12 protein-coding genes are annotated in these 22,643 nt (G+C 36.6%); 8 read left to right on the top strand and 4 right to left on the bottom strand.

Annotation, left to right across the window (positions count from 1 at the left end; genetic code table 11):
* Positions 1–3: 3 nt before the first annotated feature.
* From J2Y40_RS05840 to J2Y40_RS05810, 7 genes are read left to right on the top strand one after another with little or no spacing between them, the layout of a single operon-like run.
* The gene (locus tag J2Y40_RS05840) at positions 4–3,330 is read left to right on the top strand and encodes a hypothetical protein (RefSeq protein WP_309997719.1); all 3,327 of its coding nucleotides are present in this window, start codon (positions 4–6) and stop codon (positions 3,328–3,330) included.
* Between the two features lie 2 nt (positions 3,331–3,332).
* Complete coding sequence (locus tag J2Y40_RS05835) at positions 3,333–6,401, top strand: hypothetical protein (RefSeq protein WP_309997717.1); 3,069 nt, start codon at positions 3,333–3,335, stop codon at positions 6,399–6,401.
* An 11-nt stretch (positions 6,402–6,412) separates the two neighbouring features.
* Positions 6,413–9,391, top strand: a complete 2,979-nt coding sequence (locus J2Y40_RS05830) for a hypothetical protein (RefSeq protein WP_309997715.1) — start codon at positions 6,413–6,415, stop codon at positions 9,389–9,391.
* Positions 9,392–9,415: 24 nt separating this feature from the next.
* Positions 9,416–10,042 carry a hypothetical protein gene (locus J2Y40_RS05825; RefSeq protein WP_153399700.1) on the top strand — a complete coding sequence of 209 codons (627 nt, stop codon included), beginning with the start codon at positions 9,416–9,418 and terminating at the stop codon, positions 10,040–10,042.
* A gap of 11 nt (positions 10,043–10,053) precedes the next feature.
* The gene (locus tag J2Y40_RS05820) at positions 10,054–11,499 is read left to right on the top strand and encodes a contractile injection system tape measure protein (protein ID WP_153399702.1); all 1,446 of its coding nucleotides are present in this window, start codon (positions 10,054–10,056) and stop codon (positions 11,497–11,499) included.
* Between the two features lie 52 nt (positions 11,500–11,551).
* The gene (locus J2Y40_RS05815) at positions 11,552–14,707 is read left to right on the top strand and encodes a DUF4157 domain-containing protein (protein ID WP_309997712.1); all 3,156 of its coding nucleotides are present in this window, start codon (positions 11,552–11,554) and stop codon (positions 14,705–14,707) included.
* A gap of 53 nt (positions 14,708–14,760) precedes the next feature.
* The gene (locus J2Y40_RS05810) at positions 14,761–16,047 is read left to right on the top strand and encodes an ATP-binding protein (protein ID WP_153399706.1); all 1,287 of its coding nucleotides are present in this window, start codon (positions 14,761–14,763) and stop codon (positions 16,045–16,047) included.
* Between the two features lie 19 nt (positions 16,048–16,066).
* Here the strand turns inward: J2Y40_RS05810 and J2Y40_RS05805 are convergent, their stop codons facing one another.
* The 4 genes from J2Y40_RS05805 to J2Y40_RS05790 form a co-directional block, all read right to left on the bottom strand.
* The gene (locus tag J2Y40_RS05805; RefSeq protein WP_309997710.1) at positions 16,067–18,283 is read right to left on the bottom strand and encodes a DUF2339 domain-containing protein; all 2,217 of its coding nucleotides are present in this window, start codon (positions 18,281–18,283) and stop codon (positions 16,067–16,069) included.
* Positions 18,284–18,396: 113 nt separating this feature from the next.
* Positions 18,397–19,107, bottom strand: a complete 711-nt coding sequence (locus J2Y40_RS05800; protein ID WP_153399710.1) for a hypothetical protein — start codon at positions 19,105–19,107, stop codon at positions 18,397–18,399.
* Between the two features lie 418 nt (positions 19,108–19,525).
* A complete protein-coding gene (gene pheA, locus J2Y40_RS05795; protein WP_153399712.1) occupies positions 19,526–20,374 on the bottom strand; it encodes a prephenate dehydratase in 849 nt (282 codons plus the stop codon).
* A 155-nt stretch (positions 20,375–20,529) separates the two neighbouring features.
* Positions 20,530–20,937 (bottom strand): thioesterase family protein, encoded by a 408-nt coding sequence (locus J2Y40_RS05790; RefSeq protein ID WP_153399714.1) that lies wholly within the window; start codon positions 20,935–20,937, stop codon positions 20,530–20,532.
* A gap of 136 nt (positions 20,938–21,073) precedes the next feature.
* Here J2Y40_RS05790 and dnaA point away from each other — a divergent pair, with 136 nt between their 5' ends.
* Complete coding sequence (gene dnaA, locus J2Y40_RS05785; protein ID WP_062697090.1) at positions 21,074–22,528, top strand: chromosomal replication initiator protein DnaA; 1,455 nt, start codon at positions 21,074–21,076, stop codon at positions 22,526–22,528.
* The last annotated feature ends 115 nt before the right edge of the window (positions 22,529–22,643 follow it).

The following is a 22,643-nucleotide window of genomic DNA, read 5'->3' as shown; positions in this document are numbered from 1 at the left end:
GCCATGGAAAACTGTTCTTCAAAAATATCAATCCATCAGGGAATGGGAACAACCCAAAATGCAAGGTTTTTAGCAGCCTTACAGCCCTCTTATTTTCTTCTGGACGAAAGAGAAGAAATAGACTATGTGGTATTGGCTCAGAAAATGTCTCACTACCTCAGTTATTTCAATGAATCCGATTCCCAAAACGAACAAAGTGACTGGTCACCGTTTTTTGCTGTTGAATCTACCGCGGTTTTAGCACAGATATTCAAATGGAATATAGAGGACTATGAGAAAAAATATGAAAATGAAAAAAAATCCATTGCATTAATCAATGATGATAAAGAACAGAAAAAACGGATCCTGAACATTTTTGAAAAAATCCAGGATGATTTTATCCGTCTTACCGATAAAGTAAACAGGATAGATGACCGCATCTCAATAAAAGAATTTTTAGTAAGCTCTAAAATAAATATCGAAAAGCAGCTGAATGAGATCCTTTTAAGAATCACAGAAGCAGGTTCAATACTTACCTTACTGCAGAGTTATCGGCTCGATAAAAATATTCAGCAGCTTTTCGGCTTGCTGCTGTACTGGAAAAACAGCACCGGAGAGGCCTTTGCACAGCAATTGGAAAATTACCCTTCCCATACACCGCATTATGCCTTATTTCTGGCCTTTTTAAAGCTTCTGGGCATTGCAAAAAAACACCTGAATGACTTTACCAAAAGACATCTGGACTTCTATTACAAAGATATTTTAAAGCTGCTTCCACAAAAGGCACAGCCTGATTTTGTTCATTTGCTGATAGAGCCTGCTGCCGATAAAGAAGCTTTCCTCTTAGCAAAGAATACCATTTTTTCAGCAGGGAAAAATTCGCAGGGAAAAAATAAATTTTATGCTTCTACTTCAGATCAGGTGATTAATGCTGTGAAAATTAAATATTTCCTAAGTCATCATCTTGTTCAGAATACCTGGAAAAAGGCAGATTTGCTTCCCTTAAACGCGGCTAACATTCCATTCTCAGCTTTTCCATCTTCCTCAGAAAAAACCGAAATCGGCCTTCTTCTGGCAAGCCCGTTATTCTATATGAAAGGCGGAACAAGAACCATTATTTTAAAATTTAACCCTCATAGCTTAGATCCCAATTCATTCGACTTCTGGATCACTGGCGAAAAAAAATGGATAGAAATTACTAAGGAAAATAAAGAATTGACTGAGGATGAGTACATTAAGCTTACTATTCCTGCTTCAGAAAAAGCGATTGTTCCGTTTAATAAAGAAATTCATACAGGAGAAGCTGTAGCCACATCACACCCGGTTCTGAAAATAATTCCCATAAATAATACCGAAAAAATTGACTGTAAAACCCTTGAAATAGGAATCAGCGTAAGCGGGCTTAAAAATTTAATTGTTGCCACCGATACAGGAGTTGTAGATATTAATAAACCTTTCAGGCCTTTTGGAGATTTTCCCAAAAACGGAAACGGCTTCATTATCGGATGCAACGAATTTTTCATGAAAAAAAGAGCCGCTGCCCGGTTTTCAATAGAATCGGATGCGCTGTCATCTGCTTTGTCTATTGGCTCCGTTACCTATACTTTATTTAACTCAAGTTTACTTAACACTAATTTACTTAATACCAATATCCAGACTTTTAATAAAATATCAGCCATTCAGCCGTTCGCAGATACCAATATGCAGGCATCATTTAACTATTCCGGCATTCAGGCAGCTGATTTTGTCAACTCTATGTATATCTCCCTCATCCATCATTCTAAATTATTGGTAATGAAAAATGGGCAGTTTGTTAAAAGTGATCAGACCAATTTCAATTCCATTTATACCAACAACAGTCCCGTAAGTGAATATTCAGAAGATACGGTTCCTGATAAAGAAAGTATTTCGGGATATATAAGAATTCAGCTGGATGATACTAAATATGAAGGTGAAAAATTTATGCAGGATTATATAGCGGCTGCGAAATTACCCAATCCTGTTTTGCCGGCAGTACCTGTTATTCAGTCGCTGAACATGGATTATTCAGTCACCGAAACATATAGTTTCAGCCCTTCAGATGATCATCTTAATGTATTGGAATATTATCATCTTTTACCTTTTGGCTATGAAAAATTAAACCCAAAATCTTCCTTATCCTTTATCCCTGATTTACCGGGCCAGGGAGAAATCTATATCGGATTTGAAAATGCACAGCCAGGAAACGGATTGAGCCTTCTTTTTCAAATGGCGGAAGGAACAGCTAACCCAAGAAAAGAACCCGCAGGAATATCGTGGGCATACCTATCAGAAAATCAATGGAAATCAATAAATTCACACGATATAGGAGATGAGACTCTTGGGCTTTTGCAATCCGGAATTATTAATCTCACCATTCCTGAGTTTGACAATACAAAAACAGTTGTGTTACCAGGCCATCTTTTCTGGCTGCGGATTTCAGTCAGTGAACTAGACAGAATCTGTCATTTTGCAGGCATACACGAACAGGCCTTAAAAGCCGTTTTATTTGATTTTGAAAATAATGGAAGCGGTTTTCTTGAAATAACTCCGAAAGAAACCATTTCAAAACTCTATCAGCCTGATTCTTCCGTGAAAAAAGTAAAACAGCCATATCCTTCTTTTGGAGGAAAAAGGCAGGAAGAAGACAACCAGCTCTATCAACGAAGCAGTGAAAGGCTGCGACATAAACAACGGTCTATTACTTCCTGGGATTACGAAAGGCTTATTTTACAGGAATTTCCGGAAGTATACAGAGTAAAATGCCTGAATCATTACCGATATGATTCCAAAAGTGTTTCCAATGTTTCTGCAGGATATGTAACACTGATTCCCGTTGCCAAATCACCCGGTTCATCCACCGTTTGGGAATGGAAGCCATTACTGAGCCTAAGCACTTTACAGCGCATTAAAAACAGGATTACAGAATGGTGTTCCCCTCATGTGCGGTTATCTGTAAAACCTCCCGTTTTAGAAAAAATACAGATCAGCTGTAACGTAAAATACAAAGACATTCCGGGTGCAGATACCCGTTTGTATGCCAAAATGCTGGCAGAAACAGTTAACCGCTATATCAGTCCGTGGGCGTACAGTGATCTTGATATAGATTTCGCAAAGAAAATAGAATTGTCTTCATTGATTCAGTTGATTGATAAACAGTCCTTCGTAGACTATATTATTGATTTTAAGGTCAATCAGCTTATTCTGGATGATGAAGAAAATACAGTAATAAAAAGACTCGAAGAAGTAAAGGAAATTGCTCCTCAGACAGACTATACTTTGTTCATTCCGAATGATTCCCACGAAATTAAAGAACTCCAAAAGAACTGCTAACCATGAATCCCGAATATTACATACCGTCAGAAAGAGTGCTGAAACCTTCGCAGGATTATGATTTTCTGCGAAAAGAAGGATTAAAGCATATCGAAAAGCTGGGAAATACTTTCTGGACAGATTATAACGCGCATGATCCGGGAGTCACCATTCTGGAGGTGCTTTCTTATGTGATCACAGAATTAGGATACAGAACAGATTTTGATATGAAAGATCTTCTGACCAGCTCCGGTGGGCAAATCCTGAACGGATCGTTTTTTACCGCAAGAGAAATAATGACCAATGCGGCATTAACGGAACTGGACTACAGAAAGCTCCTGATTGATATTGAAGGAGTTGCCAATGCCTGGTATCTGGCCTCACGAAAAGAAACCGATACATTGGGATATCATCTGCCTCATCCGGCGGAGCAAAAAGTATATATCAATGTTTTATCAGATAAATTAAGCTTTGAATCCAAGGATAAAAACAATAAATCGCTGGAGCAGCTGTCTGTAAGAGGTTTAAATAAAATCATAGTGGAGCTGGATGAAGATCTGGTTCTCGGAGATCTCAATACCACAGAACTTAAGTTTGCATTTTTAAGTTCCTCACGCTGGGTGCAGGTCAACATTACCCCTGATTTTTCTTCATGGAATGATCCTAAAGCATTCCTCCTGAGCAAAATGGATAAACCCTTCAAAATAAAAAATAAAAAAGTAGAAATAAAAAATAATACTGTCGTTGTTACTGTTGAAAGAACAACCCAGATCAATGATATTTTAAAATTTACGATAGAACCTTTTGATCTGAATGAACTTCAGTTGGTAAAGGACCATTTCAGTACAGAAAAGCCAATTTGTGAGTTCATTACTTTGATGAAAGACAAAAAAACAACCGTTGACAGAACTTTTAGAAATATTCAGCAAAAACTACATCAAAACCGAAATCTTACAGAAGATTTCCTGTGTGTTGAAACCATCAAAAGTGTTGAAATAAGCTTCTGCGTTGATGTGGAACTGGAAGCTGAAACAAATGCCGTAGAAGCAATGGCTCAGATCCAGATGGCGATTGAAAAGATCCTCAATCCTCCGGTTCGTTTTTACACGCTTTCACAATTAATGGAGCAGGGATTATCTTCCACTGAAATATTTTTAGGTCCCAAATTAGAACACGGTTTTCTTAATGATGATGAACTTCGGAAAGCCCGGCTTCCGGGAAGTATTCATGCTTCGGACATTATTGCTGCTATCATGGAAATTAAAGGTATAGCCTCTGTGGAAAACCTTCTGATGACTGCTTATAATTCTTTGGGACAGCCGATTACCGGAAGTATGAACCAAAAATGGTGTCTTCATCTGTCCGGAGAAGAGAAACCTTTATTTTCTGCCGGAAAATCAAAAATACTGCTGTTTCAGAAAAATATTCCTTTTCTCTTATCCGAAAACAGTCAGATGATGGTTGACCAGAAAGTACAGCAGCTTAAAGCCCAGATCAGAAATTACAAACTCTATTCTGTTCAGAGCGATTTGCCTGTACCCAAAGGACAGTTTTACCAATTGAATGAATATTACAGCATTCAGGAAGAATTTCCGGTGAATTACGGCTTGGGAGCTAACGAAATTTCAGATAAAGCTCCCGAAAAAAGAAAAGCTCAGGTGAAACAGCTAAAGGCATATCTCCATTTTTACGATCAGCTGCTGGCAGATTTTTTCAGCCAGCTGTATCAGGCGAAGAACATTTTAGGGACAGATCCCATATCATATACTTATTTCCCGAATTATCTGGATAAAAACCCGAAAACAGGAAAAGATTTCTATGCAAAAGAAGTGTACAGAACCGATTTTAAAAACGCGTTATTAAACGGAGAATCTGAGTTTGATATATCCCTGGAAGAATCACAAACGGTTTTTAATGACAGACGAAACCGGGCTTTAGATCATTTGATGGCACGTTTCAGTGAAAGCTTTAATGACTATGTATTTATGATGTACAAAGTAAGTCAGGATTCTGGAGGAATGGGAGAAATGTCTTTTCAGCCTCATGACCTGATTCAGGATAAAGAAGCATTCTTAAAAAATTATGCAGAAATAAGCTCCGAAAGAGGGCTGGGAATCGATTATCTCAATGCGAAAATTAATGGCGATGAGTTTAATTATCAGGACTTTTGGAAAGGCGACCACAGAGGAGGTTATGAAAAAAGGACAGCAAGATTACTGGGAATTAATAATCTCGGATTAAGAGATATTGCTACAGAAGATGAGGTTCAGACCCAATGGACACTACCTGTGAAAATTGATCAGAAGTCAGTAGTCTGTGAAATTGTTAAGCCTTCAGTAGATTTAGAAGAAAAATGGAAATGGACACAGCAGAATTTATTGAATACAGAGGTTTATTTCATTGATAAACGAACGTATACTGTTACGAATAAAATCACCAAAAAGAAAGAAAAAGAAGACCGCTTTTTCATCTATTTAGGCAATGATCCTAAAAAAATAGCGACCATAGATAAAACCTTCAAAAGCTATGACGAAGCCTCAAAATTTTTGTATCAGTTGATTCAGGCTCTGAATGAAGCCTATGAAAACTTCTACTGCCTGGAGCATATTTTACTCAGACCTTTTCCACCATTTAATCATGACGAAGAAGATCTACTGTCCGTCTGCTTAAAAGATGACTGTAAAGACGAAGCTAATAACGATCCCTATTCCTTCAAAGCAACCATCGTTTTGCCGGGATATTTGTCGAGATTTAAAAATATGACTTTCAGAAGATATGCAGAACAGATTTTCCGCCAGGAAGCTCCCGCTCATGTTTTATTGAAAATTTGCTGGGTAGGATATGAGGATATGCTGAATTTCCAGAAAGCGTATAAGAACTGGATAGAAAACTACAGACATTTCAGGCTTAAATACTGCAGTAAAACCTTAATTAAAAAAGACTTTTTCATTTTTAGCCAGCATCATAAAGAGCTGATAAAAAGACTCAGTGAGCTCAACACCATTTATCCCGAAGGAAATTTATATGACTGTAAGCTCAGCGAAACTACCAACCCGATTGTATTAGGTAACACCTCATTAGGAACTCTTTAAAATTTACTATCATGAAAACTCAAAATCCTTCCAAATATCCTGTTTTTGAAGCCGACCAGGTTTTAAGCCAGAAACACCTGAATCGCGCTATAAGTTACCTTGAAGAACAAGACCGGCTTACCCGGGTCGGGGGCATTGGTATTGGCATTGTCTGTGGTTTGGAAATTTCGCAGCCACAGCCCAATCAGATCACCATAAGCTGCGGTACAGCCATTACTTCATTAGGGTATCAGATCAATTGGGAAGAAAAAACCTTCAGCTATTATCATCCCATAGAACTATCTGCTGATTTTTTAGCACCGAAATTTAAGGATGGAGAATATCTGGATCTTACCTTACCTCACGCCCAGAAATATGAACCATTAAAAAATTCCATAGAGCTTTTACCTACCAATACACTGGAAGTAGACAGGATAGCCATTCCGGATCATTTTTTCAAAGATAAAATAGTTATTCTCCTTCTGGAAACCTCACTGATTGACGAGAAGAATTGTGTGACAACCAACTGTGATGATAAGGGAAAAAGAATAGAATTTAAAATAAGACCATTATTGGTTTCAGTGAATCAGTTAAACGCTTATCTGTTTCCGGAATATCCGGGAGCTGTGAATCTGGAGAAAATTTCACTGCCGAGATATAATATTCCTTATAGTCCGCTGGTAACAGGTTCCGATGTTTTAAATGAATTTAAAAAGAATCTGTCTGACTCCGTAATAAGCAATATTTCAGATAAAATAAGTCTGGCTTACAAAAAATACCAGGCAATAATCAGCAATACCGTTGATTTTAATATCCTGGATAATCCGAAAACCACTCTGGAAACCACTATTAATGCCCATAAAAACAGTATCAATGTTCAGTATTTATGGGATTGGATATCAGATATTGCTTCTGCCTACAATGAAATCATAGGATTTAATGAGCAGAACCCGTCCCTGTGTTGTGTGGATGAAACCCTGTTTCCTTTCCATGTTGTATTAGGACAGGTGGAAAATAATGGCCTGAATTACAGAACTCCGTTTTTCTCAACCCAAAATACGTCTTTAAAAAACATCCGGAAAAGAAAAGAGCTGTCCCTGTTGTTTCAAAGGCTGGTTCATTTGATCAGATTCTGGAAAATACAGAATAACGGAATCAAAGTAACGCCTTCTGTTTATGGAGATATTCCGCTTTCCAAAAAATCAATTCCCTATTATTATGACCATATTTTAGAACTCAACAGAAAATGGAGTCCTGGAAAAACAATTAAAAATAAAAATAACGAAATTCTTTCCTATCATTCGGAAACTACCAATTATACCCATTTGGATACGGTGAAAAAACCTTTGCTTTATGATCTTGAAAAATTTAATTTTTTCAATATTGAAGGGCATCTGGGCAGAAAATACACCGATGTGGCGGAAGAACTGAATATTCTAAAGAACAGCTACAGCCTTCCCTTTAAAATCACGGCTTTGAATGCTACGGATTTTACAGGGAAAATACTGGACATCTCAAAATTTGAAGGGAGATGGGATGATCTGGAGACCGATTATGATCTGGCCAGAAAAAGATTATATAATATCACAGAATTTGTGGTTAACTGGATTACGAATAATAAAGTAACCCTGGTAAAGCAAAAATTATTGGCGGCAGAAAGCATTGATAACTTAAAAAGCATTTTAAGCCAGATTAAAAACCTGCTGCCGAATGATTTAAAAGATTTCCTTCCCAATTTTGTTAGCTTTAATCAGGTTTTCAAACAGCTGAACCAGACTTTCCTCATTCACAGATGGTGTATTCAGTTTACAAAACCTACTTTATCAACGGCAGCCGAAGATCTGATTGACAGATTTGATGATATTAATGAACTCTTCTTAGAAGATCCGTTTGCCGTAATTTATGAGGAAGCCCAAATCCGATGGCAGAAGATTTACAAAGATATTTTCTTCTCTACTTTTATTCAGAAGCATCCGGGAATAGAGCATAAAGCCGGCGTTACCAAAGGCGGAACCTTTATCCTTGTCTATGTAGATTCCACCATTTTTAAAGCGGTAAAACCAATCCTGCCTTACACTCAGCTGCTGACTTTGCTCACCAGCTATCAGGAGAATTTTACACAGGTTCCGGTAAGTATAAAACAGGAAATTAAAGCGAGCATCAATTTTAAAGATTATACCACCCAGATTATTGCTCCACCCATAGAAGAGCTCGATAAATGCAAACAGGAAACTGAAAACATCAAAGCCAATATCCTGAAACTGGCGGACCTTAATATGTCTCCGGCCTACACCAAAGAGATGAAGACTTATTTATTGAAAAATCTGTCTCATGCCATACAGTTTCAGGTAGGTACCTCTTCAGATATTCCCAATCAGCAATTGGTGATCGCAGATTTTTTCCTTCCTTATCTCTGCTGTGGAGAAGGCAGTGCCATTGAGATTAAAATTGAAAAAACCGAACCTCTATCTATTGCATTGAAGACATTACAATACTGCAACACAGACGATAAAGAATATGAAATTATCATAAAAGGAAAATCTGGCGGAACTTTTTCAGGCACGGGAAAAGGAGCGGTAGTTCAGAAAAGTGATAAATACTTTTTAAAGCCTGGCCACACTTCCATCAAAAAAGAAGGAAAATATACCTTACAATATGAAAGTGAAGGGGAACTGAGCAACACCTTAGAAATTGAAATTTCTGAACCTAAAAATATAACCAATTGGAATGCAGTAAGAAATTCTCAGAATGCAGCAGCTTTTGAACTGATCAATGCAGACCAGGAGGATAAAAAGCAATATGAGATTGATTTTGGAGATCAGTCAGACAAAATAACGACCGATAAAAAAGTAGTGGCACACACTTTCCCGTTCAACGAAAAAGTGAAAATGTTTACCGTAAATATTAAACAGCTGGGCGGAATCTGCCCAAATACACAACAAATCATCGTGAAAGTCGGAGATTTTAATTACCCTGATTTTAATGATAAAGATTTTGATACTCAACAATAATAATCACAACTAAAAACAAAGATCATGGCAACAAGAGCGCAGGTAGAAGCAAAAATAGCAGGAATTACCGATGGAGGAAACAACACCGCAGCAGAAGTACGGGCTGTACTTACTGATTTATTGAATTATACAGAAAATAATCTGGAGGGTTTTGAAATAGCTCCGGATACAATAATAGATACTAAAACTTCACGATATTTTTATTCATTTAAGGGAGTGAAAAATTATTCATGTAGTTTATATTTTATTTTTCATAAAGTTCGGGAAGGTGAAGGAAACCAGATTAAAATTGAATTAACAGAAGAAGAGTATAATTTACTTTCAGGTTTTATACCTCTTTATATGTATTCAGGAAAAGAGAAAAGATATGATCTCTTAGTTTTTAAAGTTCCAATTGTTGTATTTGAAAAAATTGACGAAACTCCCTTTACAATTGCCCTGACTATTGAAACTGATAAAATCAAAAGATATTTTGTTGTCATAGGTCTGTCACTGAATGACAATAATGCATTCGTTTCAACATCTATCGCTTTAAATTATAAAGAAAATACGATTATAAATGATATGTATTTAAATACTAAAAATAAAAAAGATGCTACCAGGGTTGCCAATGAGGGTGAAAATATACTCGATGCTTTTATTAAAAAATAATTTTAAATACTATGCACCTTCTTCAAAAACATACAATAGATATTCAATGCAGCTCTTTATCATTAGGAAAAGAGGTCCAAAATACTTTATCTGATGTGTTGGAGAAAGATTTTTATCCGAAACTGGAACTCATTTTAAGCCGGTATTCAATAGAAAATTACGAATGGGAAATAGAGTGTTTATCAGTAGATCTTCCGGTAATTTCCCCAAAAGACTGGGAAAAAGAACTTGTAGCCCAGACTTTATCCCGGATTGAAGAATATCTCAAAGATCATTTCCCCGTTTTGGAATTGAATGCATCAGAAGAAAAATTAGAAAACTTCGGATGGGAATCACAGGGAAAATATGCTGAGACGCTATTTTTTGATTATTTAAAAACAGGAATGATCAGAGAAAATTCATACTCGAAAAATATAGATGAAATTGTTGAGGCAGTTGAAATTTCCAAAGAATTTATTAGAAAAATCATTGAACTTTTCTTTGAAAACAGAAATACAATCATCAGGTATTATTTTAACACGAACGATTCTTTTAAACAGAGAATAAGCACTGAAATTTCAAAGTATTCAATGACTGAGTCTTTAATCATTTTTTTTAGTTCACCATTGAAATTTTCTTCAGTAGAAGAGCTTCAGGCCTGGATTGAAAGCTTGGAATTATTTTCTGAAACCCCGAAGAAAAAAGACTTTCCGTCCAATGAGCGGGAGAGTGCTGAAAGTTATAAAAAATCAGATCAAAAGGATCCGGAAGAAAATAAGAAAAATAAAGAAGAACGAATTGACAACCAGCATGAAAAATTACAAAATAAAGGCTTGAAAAAAGAACAGAATAAAAATCAAAATTCCGGTACACAGAAAAGTACTGGTAATGTTGATAAGGAAAACAAAGCAGCTGTTCGTGATGTTTTAATCAATAAAGAGCCAGGAACCGGTAAACTGGTTTTACCGTCTTCCGGCATCTATATAGACAATGCCGGACTGGTTATTCTGCATCCGTTTCTTCCCAATCTTTTTCAAAAACTGAATTTGTGTGAAGAAGAAGTCTGGAAGAATAAACAAAGCCAGCACAAAGCCGTTTTATTAACCCAATATTTAGTTACGGGGCAGGAAGTTTTCTTTGAAAATGAACTGGTTTTAAACAAATTGATGTGCGGTTTTCCCATAGAAATCGTGGTCAATACAAAACAAAAGATCAGCAGGAAAGAGAAAGAAATCTGTAAAGATTTATTATCCGCTGTTATTGAGCATTGGAATGTACTGAAAGGTACATCAACAGAAGCGCTCAGAGAAACTTTTTTACAGAGAGCCGGAAAGCTGTCGGTATCAGAAACTCATTCTGCAGAGCTTTGGGTAGAAGAAAAAGGAGTAGATATTTTATTAGACAGCTTACCATGGGGAACAGGGATGATCCGGACCCCCTGGATGGAAGAATTTCTGATGGTTTACTGGAATTCCTAGCCAGCAGTGAAAATGGAATGAGAAAACGAAAATAACCTGAAAATCAATTGAGATGGAACAAGCTGAAAAACAGAAACAGACAGGCCCGAAAACTCAGAACAGCAAGAAAAATTCTTTTTTTGCCAAGAAAAGCTCACCCTTAAAAATTGCTTCTAAAAATGATCCTAAGGAAAAAGAAGCAGATTCTGTTTTGAGTTCACTCGAAAAAAATAATTCTCATTTATTTTCATCCCATAATGAAAGCCGGATCAACAGGAAAATCAAAGACGAAACCAAAGATGAAAATGATGACTTTGATGCTCCTGAATTAGTAGAAGACGTTTTGCAGGAATCAGGCAGTAATTTACCTGATGAAGCCATACGTTATGTTGGACGGTATTTTTCTTATCATTGGTCAGATATAAAAATCCATACCGACAGAAAAGCGAATATAGCAGCAGAAAGCATCAATGCGAGGGCATTTACCTATAAAAATCATATTGTTTTTAATGTTGGAGAATTTAATATGAATACCGTTCAGGGAAAGAAAATTCTTCTCCATGAAATCATCCATGTCATTCAGAATCATTCTGCAAACAATAAGATTTACAGATACACTATTGAAAAAAATGAAGACGGAACCGTGAAAGAAGCGCCGGCAGGAGAGTTGATCAACATTAATGTAACAGACTTTGATCTGCCAAGAGACAAAGGCAATGTAAAAGATAAATATGATGCCTATGTCGGACAGCTTTTTTCGGTGGTTGATTTAAGCAATGCCAATAATAAAAGAACATTTCATGATACAAGACGCCAAGACCTGGTGAATAAATGGAAAACTAAAGTGACCTGGGATAATATAGACGCCACCCAGCTTGATAAAGATCAGAAGAAATTGTATTATTCTGTAAAAACTTCTTTAGATCAGAAAGACATCAACGATGGAGCTGAAATTTATAAAAAATGGACAAACAATATCGATCATATTATTGAATTACAGCTAGCGGGAAGTGATGGTATAGACAATCTGCAGATTTTGCCCAGTGATCCTAACCAGAAATCCGGGAGGGCAATCAATGAAACAATCGGAAAGATTACTGAAGAATTTAAAAGTGCTAAACCCGCCAATTATTATAAAACATCAACCCAGCAGCTGAAAGTCAACATTCAGTCGGTTGCTTTTACAGGAACCGCTTTTCCGGATATCAACGGGATAGAATTTCCTCTGGAAACTAAGCTGCAGGCCCTGAAAGGGAAGAAAGAGATTAAAAAAGGCAAATTACAGTTTAAAGCAGGAGCCAATCCTGCCGATGCAGAGGTAGAAGATGAAAAGCTTAAACAGGATAAATTTGACGAACTGACACCTTCTACGATTAACAAGAGTTTTGCAAGGTTTATTCCTCTTATTCTTATTAAAAATATAGGTAAAAAAGGAAAAGAATTTGAAAGCAATTTTAACCCTCAGACGGGAACCCGGAAACTGCCTATTGAGATGCAGAGCAATTTAGAAAATTTTAATTTAAAGGCAGATGCAGAAAATAATTTAAAATTTTCACCCGCAGAAAAAAAGACTAGTGCGATTAAATTTTATTACCCCTATTTAAGCCCCGGTAAAATCACTTCATTAAAAGAAACCAATGGAGAAATTTCCGGAACAGCGAAAATATTCCCTACCGTTAAATTTATCAAAGAGCTGGATATTTATTTCTCTAAAGATGAGTTTAAAATAGCCAAAGACATCAAAATCACATCTCCCATCAAAGGCTTAAAGGTTACAGAGTCTAATATTTCATTGAACCTTTTCCCCGATTTTCAGGTTCAGGGAAGCATTTCATTTGCGGTAGGTAACGAGAAAAAGCCTCTTATGAAAGGAAAAATAGATGCCGGGGTAGATACTTCAGGATTTTTTGCCAAAGGAGATGGCGAGTTTTTTATCCCCAATGTAGACGAAGCCAAAACAAAAATTGAATATAAAAAAATAGATAACAAATATTCTTTGCTGGCCAGTGTCAATGCAAAAATAACCTCAAAAAACAATAAATTCTTAAAAGGAGGAAACATTGAAGCCACTTACAGAGACGGAAAAGTGGAAGCCACAGGAAATATAGATTTAGATATTCCGCGTACTAAAAATACAAACATAAAAGTACAGTATGCCAATAATAACTGGTTAATCAAAGGAAAAACAACAATTTCTGTTCCTAAAATAAATGATGTAACCTTAGATATTCTTTATGATTTAAATAAAAATAAACTTACCGGAACCGGAGAGTCAGGCTTTACATACAAATCATTTAAAGGGCATATTAAAATAAAATATGATGACGGAAAAATTTCAGGAGATGGAACCCTGGATGTCACTAAAGGAAAAATAAAAGGAAATGCCAAAGTAAAACTAAGCCCCAACGGTAACCTTTCAGGAGAAGGAAATATTACGGTACAGCTGAAAAAAGATATTGAAGGAACAGCCGGAATTATTTTTGATGAAAACGGCAAATTTACGGTAAAAGGAAAGATCAAAGTACTGAAACCTTACACTTTATTTACCGGTAAAAAATTCGAAAAAACACTGTTGAATCAAGCGAAAAGCTTTCCATTACCAGGAGTTTCAGCAGGACCTATCGGCATACAGTTAGAAATAAAACTCGTTTCCATGTTCAAAGCGGGAATAGGCCCAGCAGAACTCAGAAACATTGAAGTGGAAGCCCAGTTTAATCCTTTTGAAGATGATAAAAATCCGTCCTTTAAATTTTCTACTACTTTGAATATTACTGCATTTGCAGAACTCTCAGCTTCTATTCAAGCGAGTATTGTGCTTGATGCGCTTATTGCTAACCTTAAAGGGGGGATAAGACTAACAGGAATTATGAGGCTGAATGCCGGGGTGAATTCAACACTAACGTTGGAGTATGCTAACGGAATATTTGTTGTAAATTCCAATCTGGCTGCCCTTTTAGCCCTAATTTTACTCTTGAATATAGAAGGGGTTGTAGAAGCTAATGTAGCAGGAGGCTACCTTGGGCACTGGGAAAAAAGCTGGCTGCTTAAACAGTTTTCTTACTCACCTCCGGGTCTCAATGTTGGAGTAAGCCTGCCCATCAGGTATGCTTCAAATGAACCGTTCAAATATCCGTCTATTAATGATTTTAAGATCATCGAACCTAAACTGGATTCAGAAAGCATGACCAAAGATACGGTAGGTAAAACAGGAGATGAAAAAAAGAAATAGTCTTGAATCCTGTATAATATAATGCTGGAAACTCACCAACAAACAACAAAAAAATGCCTTTTAAAATATTAAAATCCTATATTATTCAACAGCTTCTTTCTTTGGAAGACGCTCAGGAAGAATATGATTTCGGGAACTCATTTTCAGATGTTTTGCAAAGAGAGATCATGCATGAAGAAGCTGTGATCCTATTAATCGCATTGGTTCCTCACATATTGCCCCATTTTTTTGATGACATCATTAAAGAAGTTCATCCAGAAGGAGGGGAATTTCCCGAATTGGGAGGAATACGCTTAGAAAACCATAGAGGAATGATGCCAACAGGAGAAACAGTACAATATATTTTAGCGAATGATAATATTGAACAGCGTTTAAGAATTCAGCAGTTTTTTGAAACTTCTCATTGGTTTTTCAAAGATCAGATCCTTGCCTTGGATTTTGTAAAAGAAGGTGAGCCTTTAATGAGTGGAAGACTTATTTTAAAACCTGAAATAGTCCATTTATTATTATACGGTGAAAAATTAAAACCTAAATTCAGTCCGGATTTTCCTGCGAAAGAGGTGTTTACTTCCTTAGAATGGGAAGATCTTGTAGTTAGTCCTTCAATACAGGATCAGATTCAGCAGATGAGACTCTGGGTAAAACATCATCAGATATTGAAAGAAAGCTGGGGAATGGGTAAGCATATTCTTCCGGGATACAGAGCTTTGTTTTACGGGCCTTCCGGAACAGGGAAAACATTAACGGCTGCTTTATTGGGAAAAGAATTCGGCAGGGAAGTTTACCGGGTAGATTTGTCGCAGATTGTTTCAAAATATATTGGAGAAACAGAGAAAAATCTGGAAAAAATATTTACACAGGCAGAAAATAAAAACTGGATTTTAATTTTTGATGAAGCAGATGCGCTCTTTGGAAAACGTACCCAGACCAAATCTTCCAATGACCGGTATGCCAATCAGGAGGTGAGCTACCTGCTCCAGAGAGTGGAAAACTTTAACGGATTAATCATTCTCACCACCAATTTTAAAAATAACATAGATGATGCTTTTCTCAGAAGATTTAACTGCTTAATTCAATACAGCAGACCCGATATAGAAGAAAGAGCCTTATTATGGAGAAAAATCATCCCGTCATATATTCCTTTGGAAGACCCGGATATAGTATATAAAATTGCAGAAAAGTATGAATTAACGGGTGCTCAGATCGTTTCTGCCATTGCTTATGCTTGCCTGCAAGCCATTGATCAGAATGATTCAGTTCTTAAAAATGTATTCCTGGTAAAAGGGATTGAAATTGAATTTCAAAAAGTAGAAAAAACATTTAATCATTTATCCGATTAAGGCGATGACTTCCCACAATTTATTCTTTCACGTCATCATCTTTTTGGTCAACCATGTTTTTAATAATATTTTTCAGCCTCTGGAAAGTAAATGACCCCAGAAGCAGGAGAACCCCCAGGATGATAAAAGCTATAATTCTCGATACATTGTCCATTTCCCAGACATCATGACCGTAAAGTTTTAAAATCATGATTCCAATGAGAGTAAAACCGATTTTATTGTATTCGGAACTATTTCTTCTCAGACCGGTGTAAATGAAAATACAGGCAAGAATAGTCCAGATAATGGGAAGATAGAGCATGCTGAAATGTTCTTGTGCTTCATAGGAACGGGAAAGATCCCGCACAGTTCCCAAAATATAGATGTGATACAATCCGCAGCTTACTGCAATAACGAGAGTGGCCGAAATAACCCAGTAAGACAGTTTTGTTTTATAGAAACCTGTTTCAGGAGCAGCATTTCGGTAGATATAAATCAAGGGGATCCAATGCAGGAAATGGATCAGATAAAACCCGTAAGTAAGTTTCTTTTGCAAAACCGCAGTTACTACCGCTGACATAGAAAAAGAAGCTTGGGCAGCCAGAAGAAAAAGAAACAGATAGATCATTCCGGTCTGAATATCCTTGTCAATATCCAGTTTTTTTCTGAATAACAATAAGACGAAAATATAATAAATGCTGAACAGAAGCCCGGTGCTGGTAATCGCAGCCCATGGCATATCAGACATGTGATAAGTGATTTCGAGAAGAAGAGCAATATAGATAATACCATAACTTGTCAGTGCAAAAACATTTTCGAAAAAAGGGTCAGCCTGTTTTCCTTCCTGGCGGGTATTTTTTAGCAGAAACAGATTGATGATGGTTGAGGTAACAGTGACGAGACTCGTCAGAAATACCGGATTGAAAACAATGCTCATCGTACTGTTATTAAAGTAGGCTGACCAGGTCGTGATCTGCGCGATAATCACCAAAGGAAACAGAATATAAAAGCAGGTTTTGAAAATTCTGTGCCCAGTTTTTTTCCAGATAAAAAGCAGTAAAGTGGCTTCTATGGCCCAAACACTGGTGATAAGATGTGTTTTAAATTGAACAGCAATGGCCAGAGTGATGAGACTGATCGTAATTCCTGCAAAAACAGAATAAGCAGTACCAAAGCTTTTCTTTCCATATTCCCTGAAAAGCAAAATACCATTTAAAAGAGCAAAAACAATCGGGAAAATAATAGCAGGTTCATAGTGTAACTCATTAAAAATATAGATGAGACCCGTAAGACTGGAAAAGTTAATTAAAACAAGCATCAGTATTCCGGACACCGCCAGCGTATTTTTCTTAAGATATTCCTGAAGGGCAAAAATGTAAAAAATAATATAGCTGATCATATAAAAGACAATGCTCAACAGCTCAGGATGATCAGTAGTCCAATAAAAAAGATAGATACTGGTGAAAATATAAGCTGTCCATCCTACACTTTTCCAGTGCTTAAGAAAAACCACAGCAAGCATTCCTGTATTCAAAAGACTGAGATACGTAAAAAGGAAAGGGTAGTTGCTCTGGCCTGTACTGATCATTAAAGGAGCGGAAAAACCGCCAATCATTGAAAAAATAATTAGTATTTCGCTGTTATAGCGATAGGAAAGCAGAATAGACAGCAGGGTGATCAGTGAGGTGATGATAAATGCCGTATTCTGTGAAAAGAGATGGTATTCCCTGAAAGCAATCGTTGTTGTGAAATAGAGAACAGCAATTCCCCCACCCGTAATGATGGAAGCAAAAACAGCGTAGTTCTTTTTGAGTAAATGGCCGGTGAGCATTATTCCTGCACCTGCACCAAATCCGATAAGAGTTCTTGCAGTCTCTCCAATCCAATTCTTGTCAATAGCATATTTTACAAAATAACCAATACCAAGAACCAGAGTGAAAATTCCGAGAATCGTCAGGATATTTTGTTTTAAAAAATCAAAAACAGGAGCAGTCCAGTCTTTTCTCGGAAGGGAAGGAGTTTCTTCTGTTTTAATTTCTTGTAATTCCGTATTTTTGGGCGTTTCATATTCCCTGACCTGAGGAGTTTCGGTCGTGACATTCTGTTTCTGAGTATCAGCGGCTGGCTGGGATGGTTTACCAAGTCTGGAACTCAGCTCACGAACCTCATTCTCCAGTTTTTTAATTCTGGAACTCAGGCTGACAAAAATACAAATGCCGGCGATAATGATTATAGTCAGGAGAACTGTTTCACTCATCGTTTAGCTTTTATCAGATATAAAGGTAATGTTTATGATCCTGATACCAAAAATTAATCCATCACTGTGGACGTGATGGATTAACCGTGTTGAGTAATTAAATTGTATGTTGATTAATTTGATACTTTATAGATATAAAAGTTGCCGACACTTGTTCCTAATACGTTGGCACTCACGAAACCTGATCCTGTAATGCCAAAGGAAACTCTATCGTTGGCTTGGAAGCTGTAAAGAGATGACACTTCGGCTTCAGAAATGGTCAAACTGAGTACAAGCGGAATAGTTATACCATTGAATGTACGGTTGTCTATAAGAGTGGCAACACCACTTCTTGTTCTCAGGATTCCAATTCCCGGACCTGTGGTGCCAAGGACTTCAGCCTGTACTCCAGCTCCGTAACGAAATGAAAATCCCACCTGATAAACCCCTGTTGAAGGAATGACATAGGAGTAATCCGTATCAGAGAATAAGGTACCGCTACCTATATTTCTTTCTGCAGCTAAGAAGTTGATTACCTTGAAATCTGTAGGGAAAATCTGTAAACTCAGAAGACTGAACCCTGTGGTTTTTTTTGCTGCAAATACAGTTGGGTTGGAAATAGAGTTAAAAAGGACTTGCGGGTCAACTTTGGATACCTGGGCACTTCCCTGGTTAAGAGCAAGAATGTCGTAGCCGGGTAGAGTAGCGGATGCGGGAATATCCCTTACTTTTACAGTTCCGTTAACATCTAATGTGGCAGAGGGAGTAGCTGTGTTTATCCCAACTTGGGAATATACGCTGATAGCAGTTAACGCTAAAGCTAAGCTGTAAATTTTAGTTTTCATGAGCAAATTTTTTTAATTAGTTTTCATTTTTACATAGAGTGAAAAATGCACTATGTTTTGTGATATATTTAAAGGTATGCTAAATATACTATTAATTTTTTAAACATATATTTATATATTGTTAAAATTTTACACATAAAGTAGTTATTTATTTCTATTCAAAAATAAAAATCTCTGTATCTTAAGGATAATCAGAGGTTAGTTTATGATAACTGGAATAATGGAAAGTGGAGTAATTTCATTGTTTTGTGATAAAATAATGCGGATATAAGGACAATGACCTTGCTTTATAGATAGATAAAGGTGAAAAAATCATATGAAAATTCCCCAAAAATGATACTTCCGGGCCCGAATTGTGCCAAAATCAAAAAAAAACACTGCCGGAAGGCAGTGTTGATGGAGTAATTAAGGTGTATTTTTAGCTCTCTAAAAGGTATTCATTATAACTTCCAAGGAAATCAACTTGAGCGTTGATAGATTGAAGCTCCAGAAGAATATTCTCATGTAGAATACTGTTCCACCGGCCTTCTACATTAATAAAGAAAAAGTAATTACCGAGCCCTGTTTTTAACGTTCGGGATTCAATCTTGCTGAGGTTCATTTTTCGCCAGGCAAAAACAGAAAGAACCTGATGAAGTCCTCCCGGATGATCTTCAGGCAGATTGATCAGCATACCGGATTTCTCTCCAAGAATTTGTAATCTGTCATTTTGATAGTTGTTCTCTTGTTTGGAGATCACAATAAACCGGGTATGATTCTGTTCAAAATCCTGAATATTTCTGTTAATGATTTTCAGTCCGTATAAATTGGCTGCAAACTGATTGGCTACAGCTGCAATCCTTAGATCTTTATTTTCGGAAACATATTTTGCCGCCGCCGCTGTAGAAGAAAAATCCTGCCGCGTCACATCTTTATAATAGGTATCCAGAAAATGAAAGCTCTGGGCCAAAGCCTGTGGGTGGGAATGGATCTTTTCTAGATTCTCTATGCTGTTCTCCGGATGAATCATCAGGTGGTGGGCAATAGGCATTACCGCTTCTGCTTCTATTTTAATGGAAGGTGTTTTATATAAATAATCCAGCGTCATGGAAACAGTTCCTTCAATAGAGTTTTCCAATGGTACAACAGCTTTTGAAACTTCTCCCTGGTCTACCGCTCTAAAACAGTCTAAAATATTAGCCTGCGGAAGTAATTCTTCATCCGGGAAAAGCTGTGTGGCTGCAAGCTGTGTAAAACTTGCATGAGGCCCCAAAAATGCAATCTTCATATTAATATATAAGGTATAATTAAAAATACAAATGCAAAGGTGCAAATTAATTTCAGAAAAGAGTTCAATGTTGAATAGGTAAATTTAAATGTAAGACCAGGATGATATACCTTTTTTCAATATTGTAATTATCCTGATCTTCCTTGATCTGTAAATTATTTCCAATTGGCCTCAATCAATTCCATTAAAGCATCCGGACACTTGATGATTTTATTTGTTTTTGCATCCAGAAAGAAAAGAGTAGTGGAGGCTTCTGTGATTTTTATCATCTCTTCATTGTAAATTTCATACTCAAATTCAATTCTTACCCCGGGAATTTTTTTTACATAAGTATGAATTTCTAATTTTTGATCATACAAAGCTGGTCTCAAATACTTAATTTTGTACTCTGAAACAGGAAGCCAAATTCCTTGGTTTTCAATTTCATCGTATGACATTCCTATGCTTCGGAAGAGTTCTACCCTTCCAATTTCAAAGTACTGCGCATAGTTGCCGTAGTAGACATATTTCATAGGGTCTGTTTCTCCGTAACGTACTCGTATTGAGTGTGTTGTGTGTATCATTTTTAGTAATAAATTATACATACAAATATATTTTTAAATAATCAATACCCGCAATATTTTTTTTTAAAAAGAAAAAATTGGACCTTTGTCTTCCTTCTAAAAACAGTACTAACAAAGAATTAATCGGGGCAGAATAATGGATGAAAATTTAATGATGATATGGCAGAAATGCCTTCAGTTTATGCGGGATAATTTAAACGCTGCTGAAGATAATTCTGATCTGAAAAAACTTGAAAAATCTTTCGATATGTTATTTGATAAGGTTCAGCCAATTTCATTGGTGGCGAATAACCTTACACTGATCGTACCGAGTGATTTTTACAAGGAATACATTGAGGACAATTACCTGTCCCTGCTTTCTGCTGCCCTGAAGAAAAATATTGGAAAAGGAGTAAAACTATGGTATTCAGTAATGGAAAACAGACCGAAAGGTCAGGAAAAACCAGTTACCATGAACATCAAGGGACAAAGCGTTCCTACTCCTAAAACTCAGGAAACAATGCCACAAGGATTTTCAGCAAATATTGTAAACCCTTTTGTGGTCCCTGGAATAAGAAAAGTAAATATAGACTCTAATCTGAAACCGGATTATTCTTTTGATAGTTATGTAGAAGGAGAAAGCAATAAATTTGCTGCTACTGTAGCAAGATCTATCGCTAAAAGACCAGGAGCAACTGCTTTCAACCCATTATTTCTTTATGGAGGGTATGGAGTAGGGAAAACCCACTTAGGCCAGGCTGTTGGTCTTGAGGTGAAAAATCAGTTTCCGGATAAAGTTGTTCTTTACCTGTCTTCTGAAAAATTTATCCAGCAGTTTATTTCTGCTGCCAAAGCACATAAACAGACAGAATTTGCAAATTTCTACCAGATGGTAGATGTTCTGATCATTGACGATATCCAGTTCCTGTCCGGTAAATCTGCCACGCAGGACAGCTTCTTCCATATATTTGACCACCTTCACCAGAACGGAAAACAAATTATTCTTACTTCAGATAAAGCTCCGGCTGATATCATGGATATTCAGGACAGAATCGTTTCCCGTTTCAAATGGGGACTTTCTGCAGAGATTAAATCTCCTGATTTGTCTACAAGAAGACAGATCATTGAAGATAAATTAAGCAGAGACGGAATCGTTCTTCCGGGAGATATGCTTGATTTCCTTGCCGCTGAAGCAAAAACAAATGTAAGAGAGCTGATCGGGGTAATCAATTCCGTGATTGCTTATTCTACAGTATATAAGAGAGATCTGAGTCTTGAATTGCTGAAAGAAACAATCAACAGAATCGCTGCTAATCAGAAGAAAGTCATTAACATTCCTTATATTCAGGAAGTGGTATGTGACTATTTCGGAATCAAAAAAGAACAGCTTCTTTCTAAAACAAGAAAAAGAGAGATTGCTTTGCCAAGACAGCTGGCGATGTACTTCTCAAAAGAATTTACCAATTCTACTTTCACTAAGATCGGAGAAGAAATGGGCGGAAAAGATCATTCAACGGTAATGTATGCTTGTGACACGATCAAGGATGTATCAAAAATTGATAAAGAAGTTAAGAAATACGTAAAAGATCTTACAGAAAGAATCAAGCAGTAAAAAATAACTGAATTAAAAATAATAAAAATGAAGAATAGTTTTATTCTTCATTTTTTATTTAGTTTTGTTAAAAGAGGAATTTAGAATTTCTTTTTCATTTTTTAATTAAAGAATA

Source organism: Chryseobacterium sp. 2987 (assembly GCF_031456375.1).
In the GTDB taxonomy this organism is placed as follows: domain Bacteria; phylum Bacteroidota; class Bacteroidia; order Flavobacteriales; family Weeksellaceae; genus Chryseobacterium; species Chryseobacterium vaccae.
Note: the sequence above shows the minus strand (reverse complement) of the source record. Positions and strands in the feature narration are given on the sequence as shown.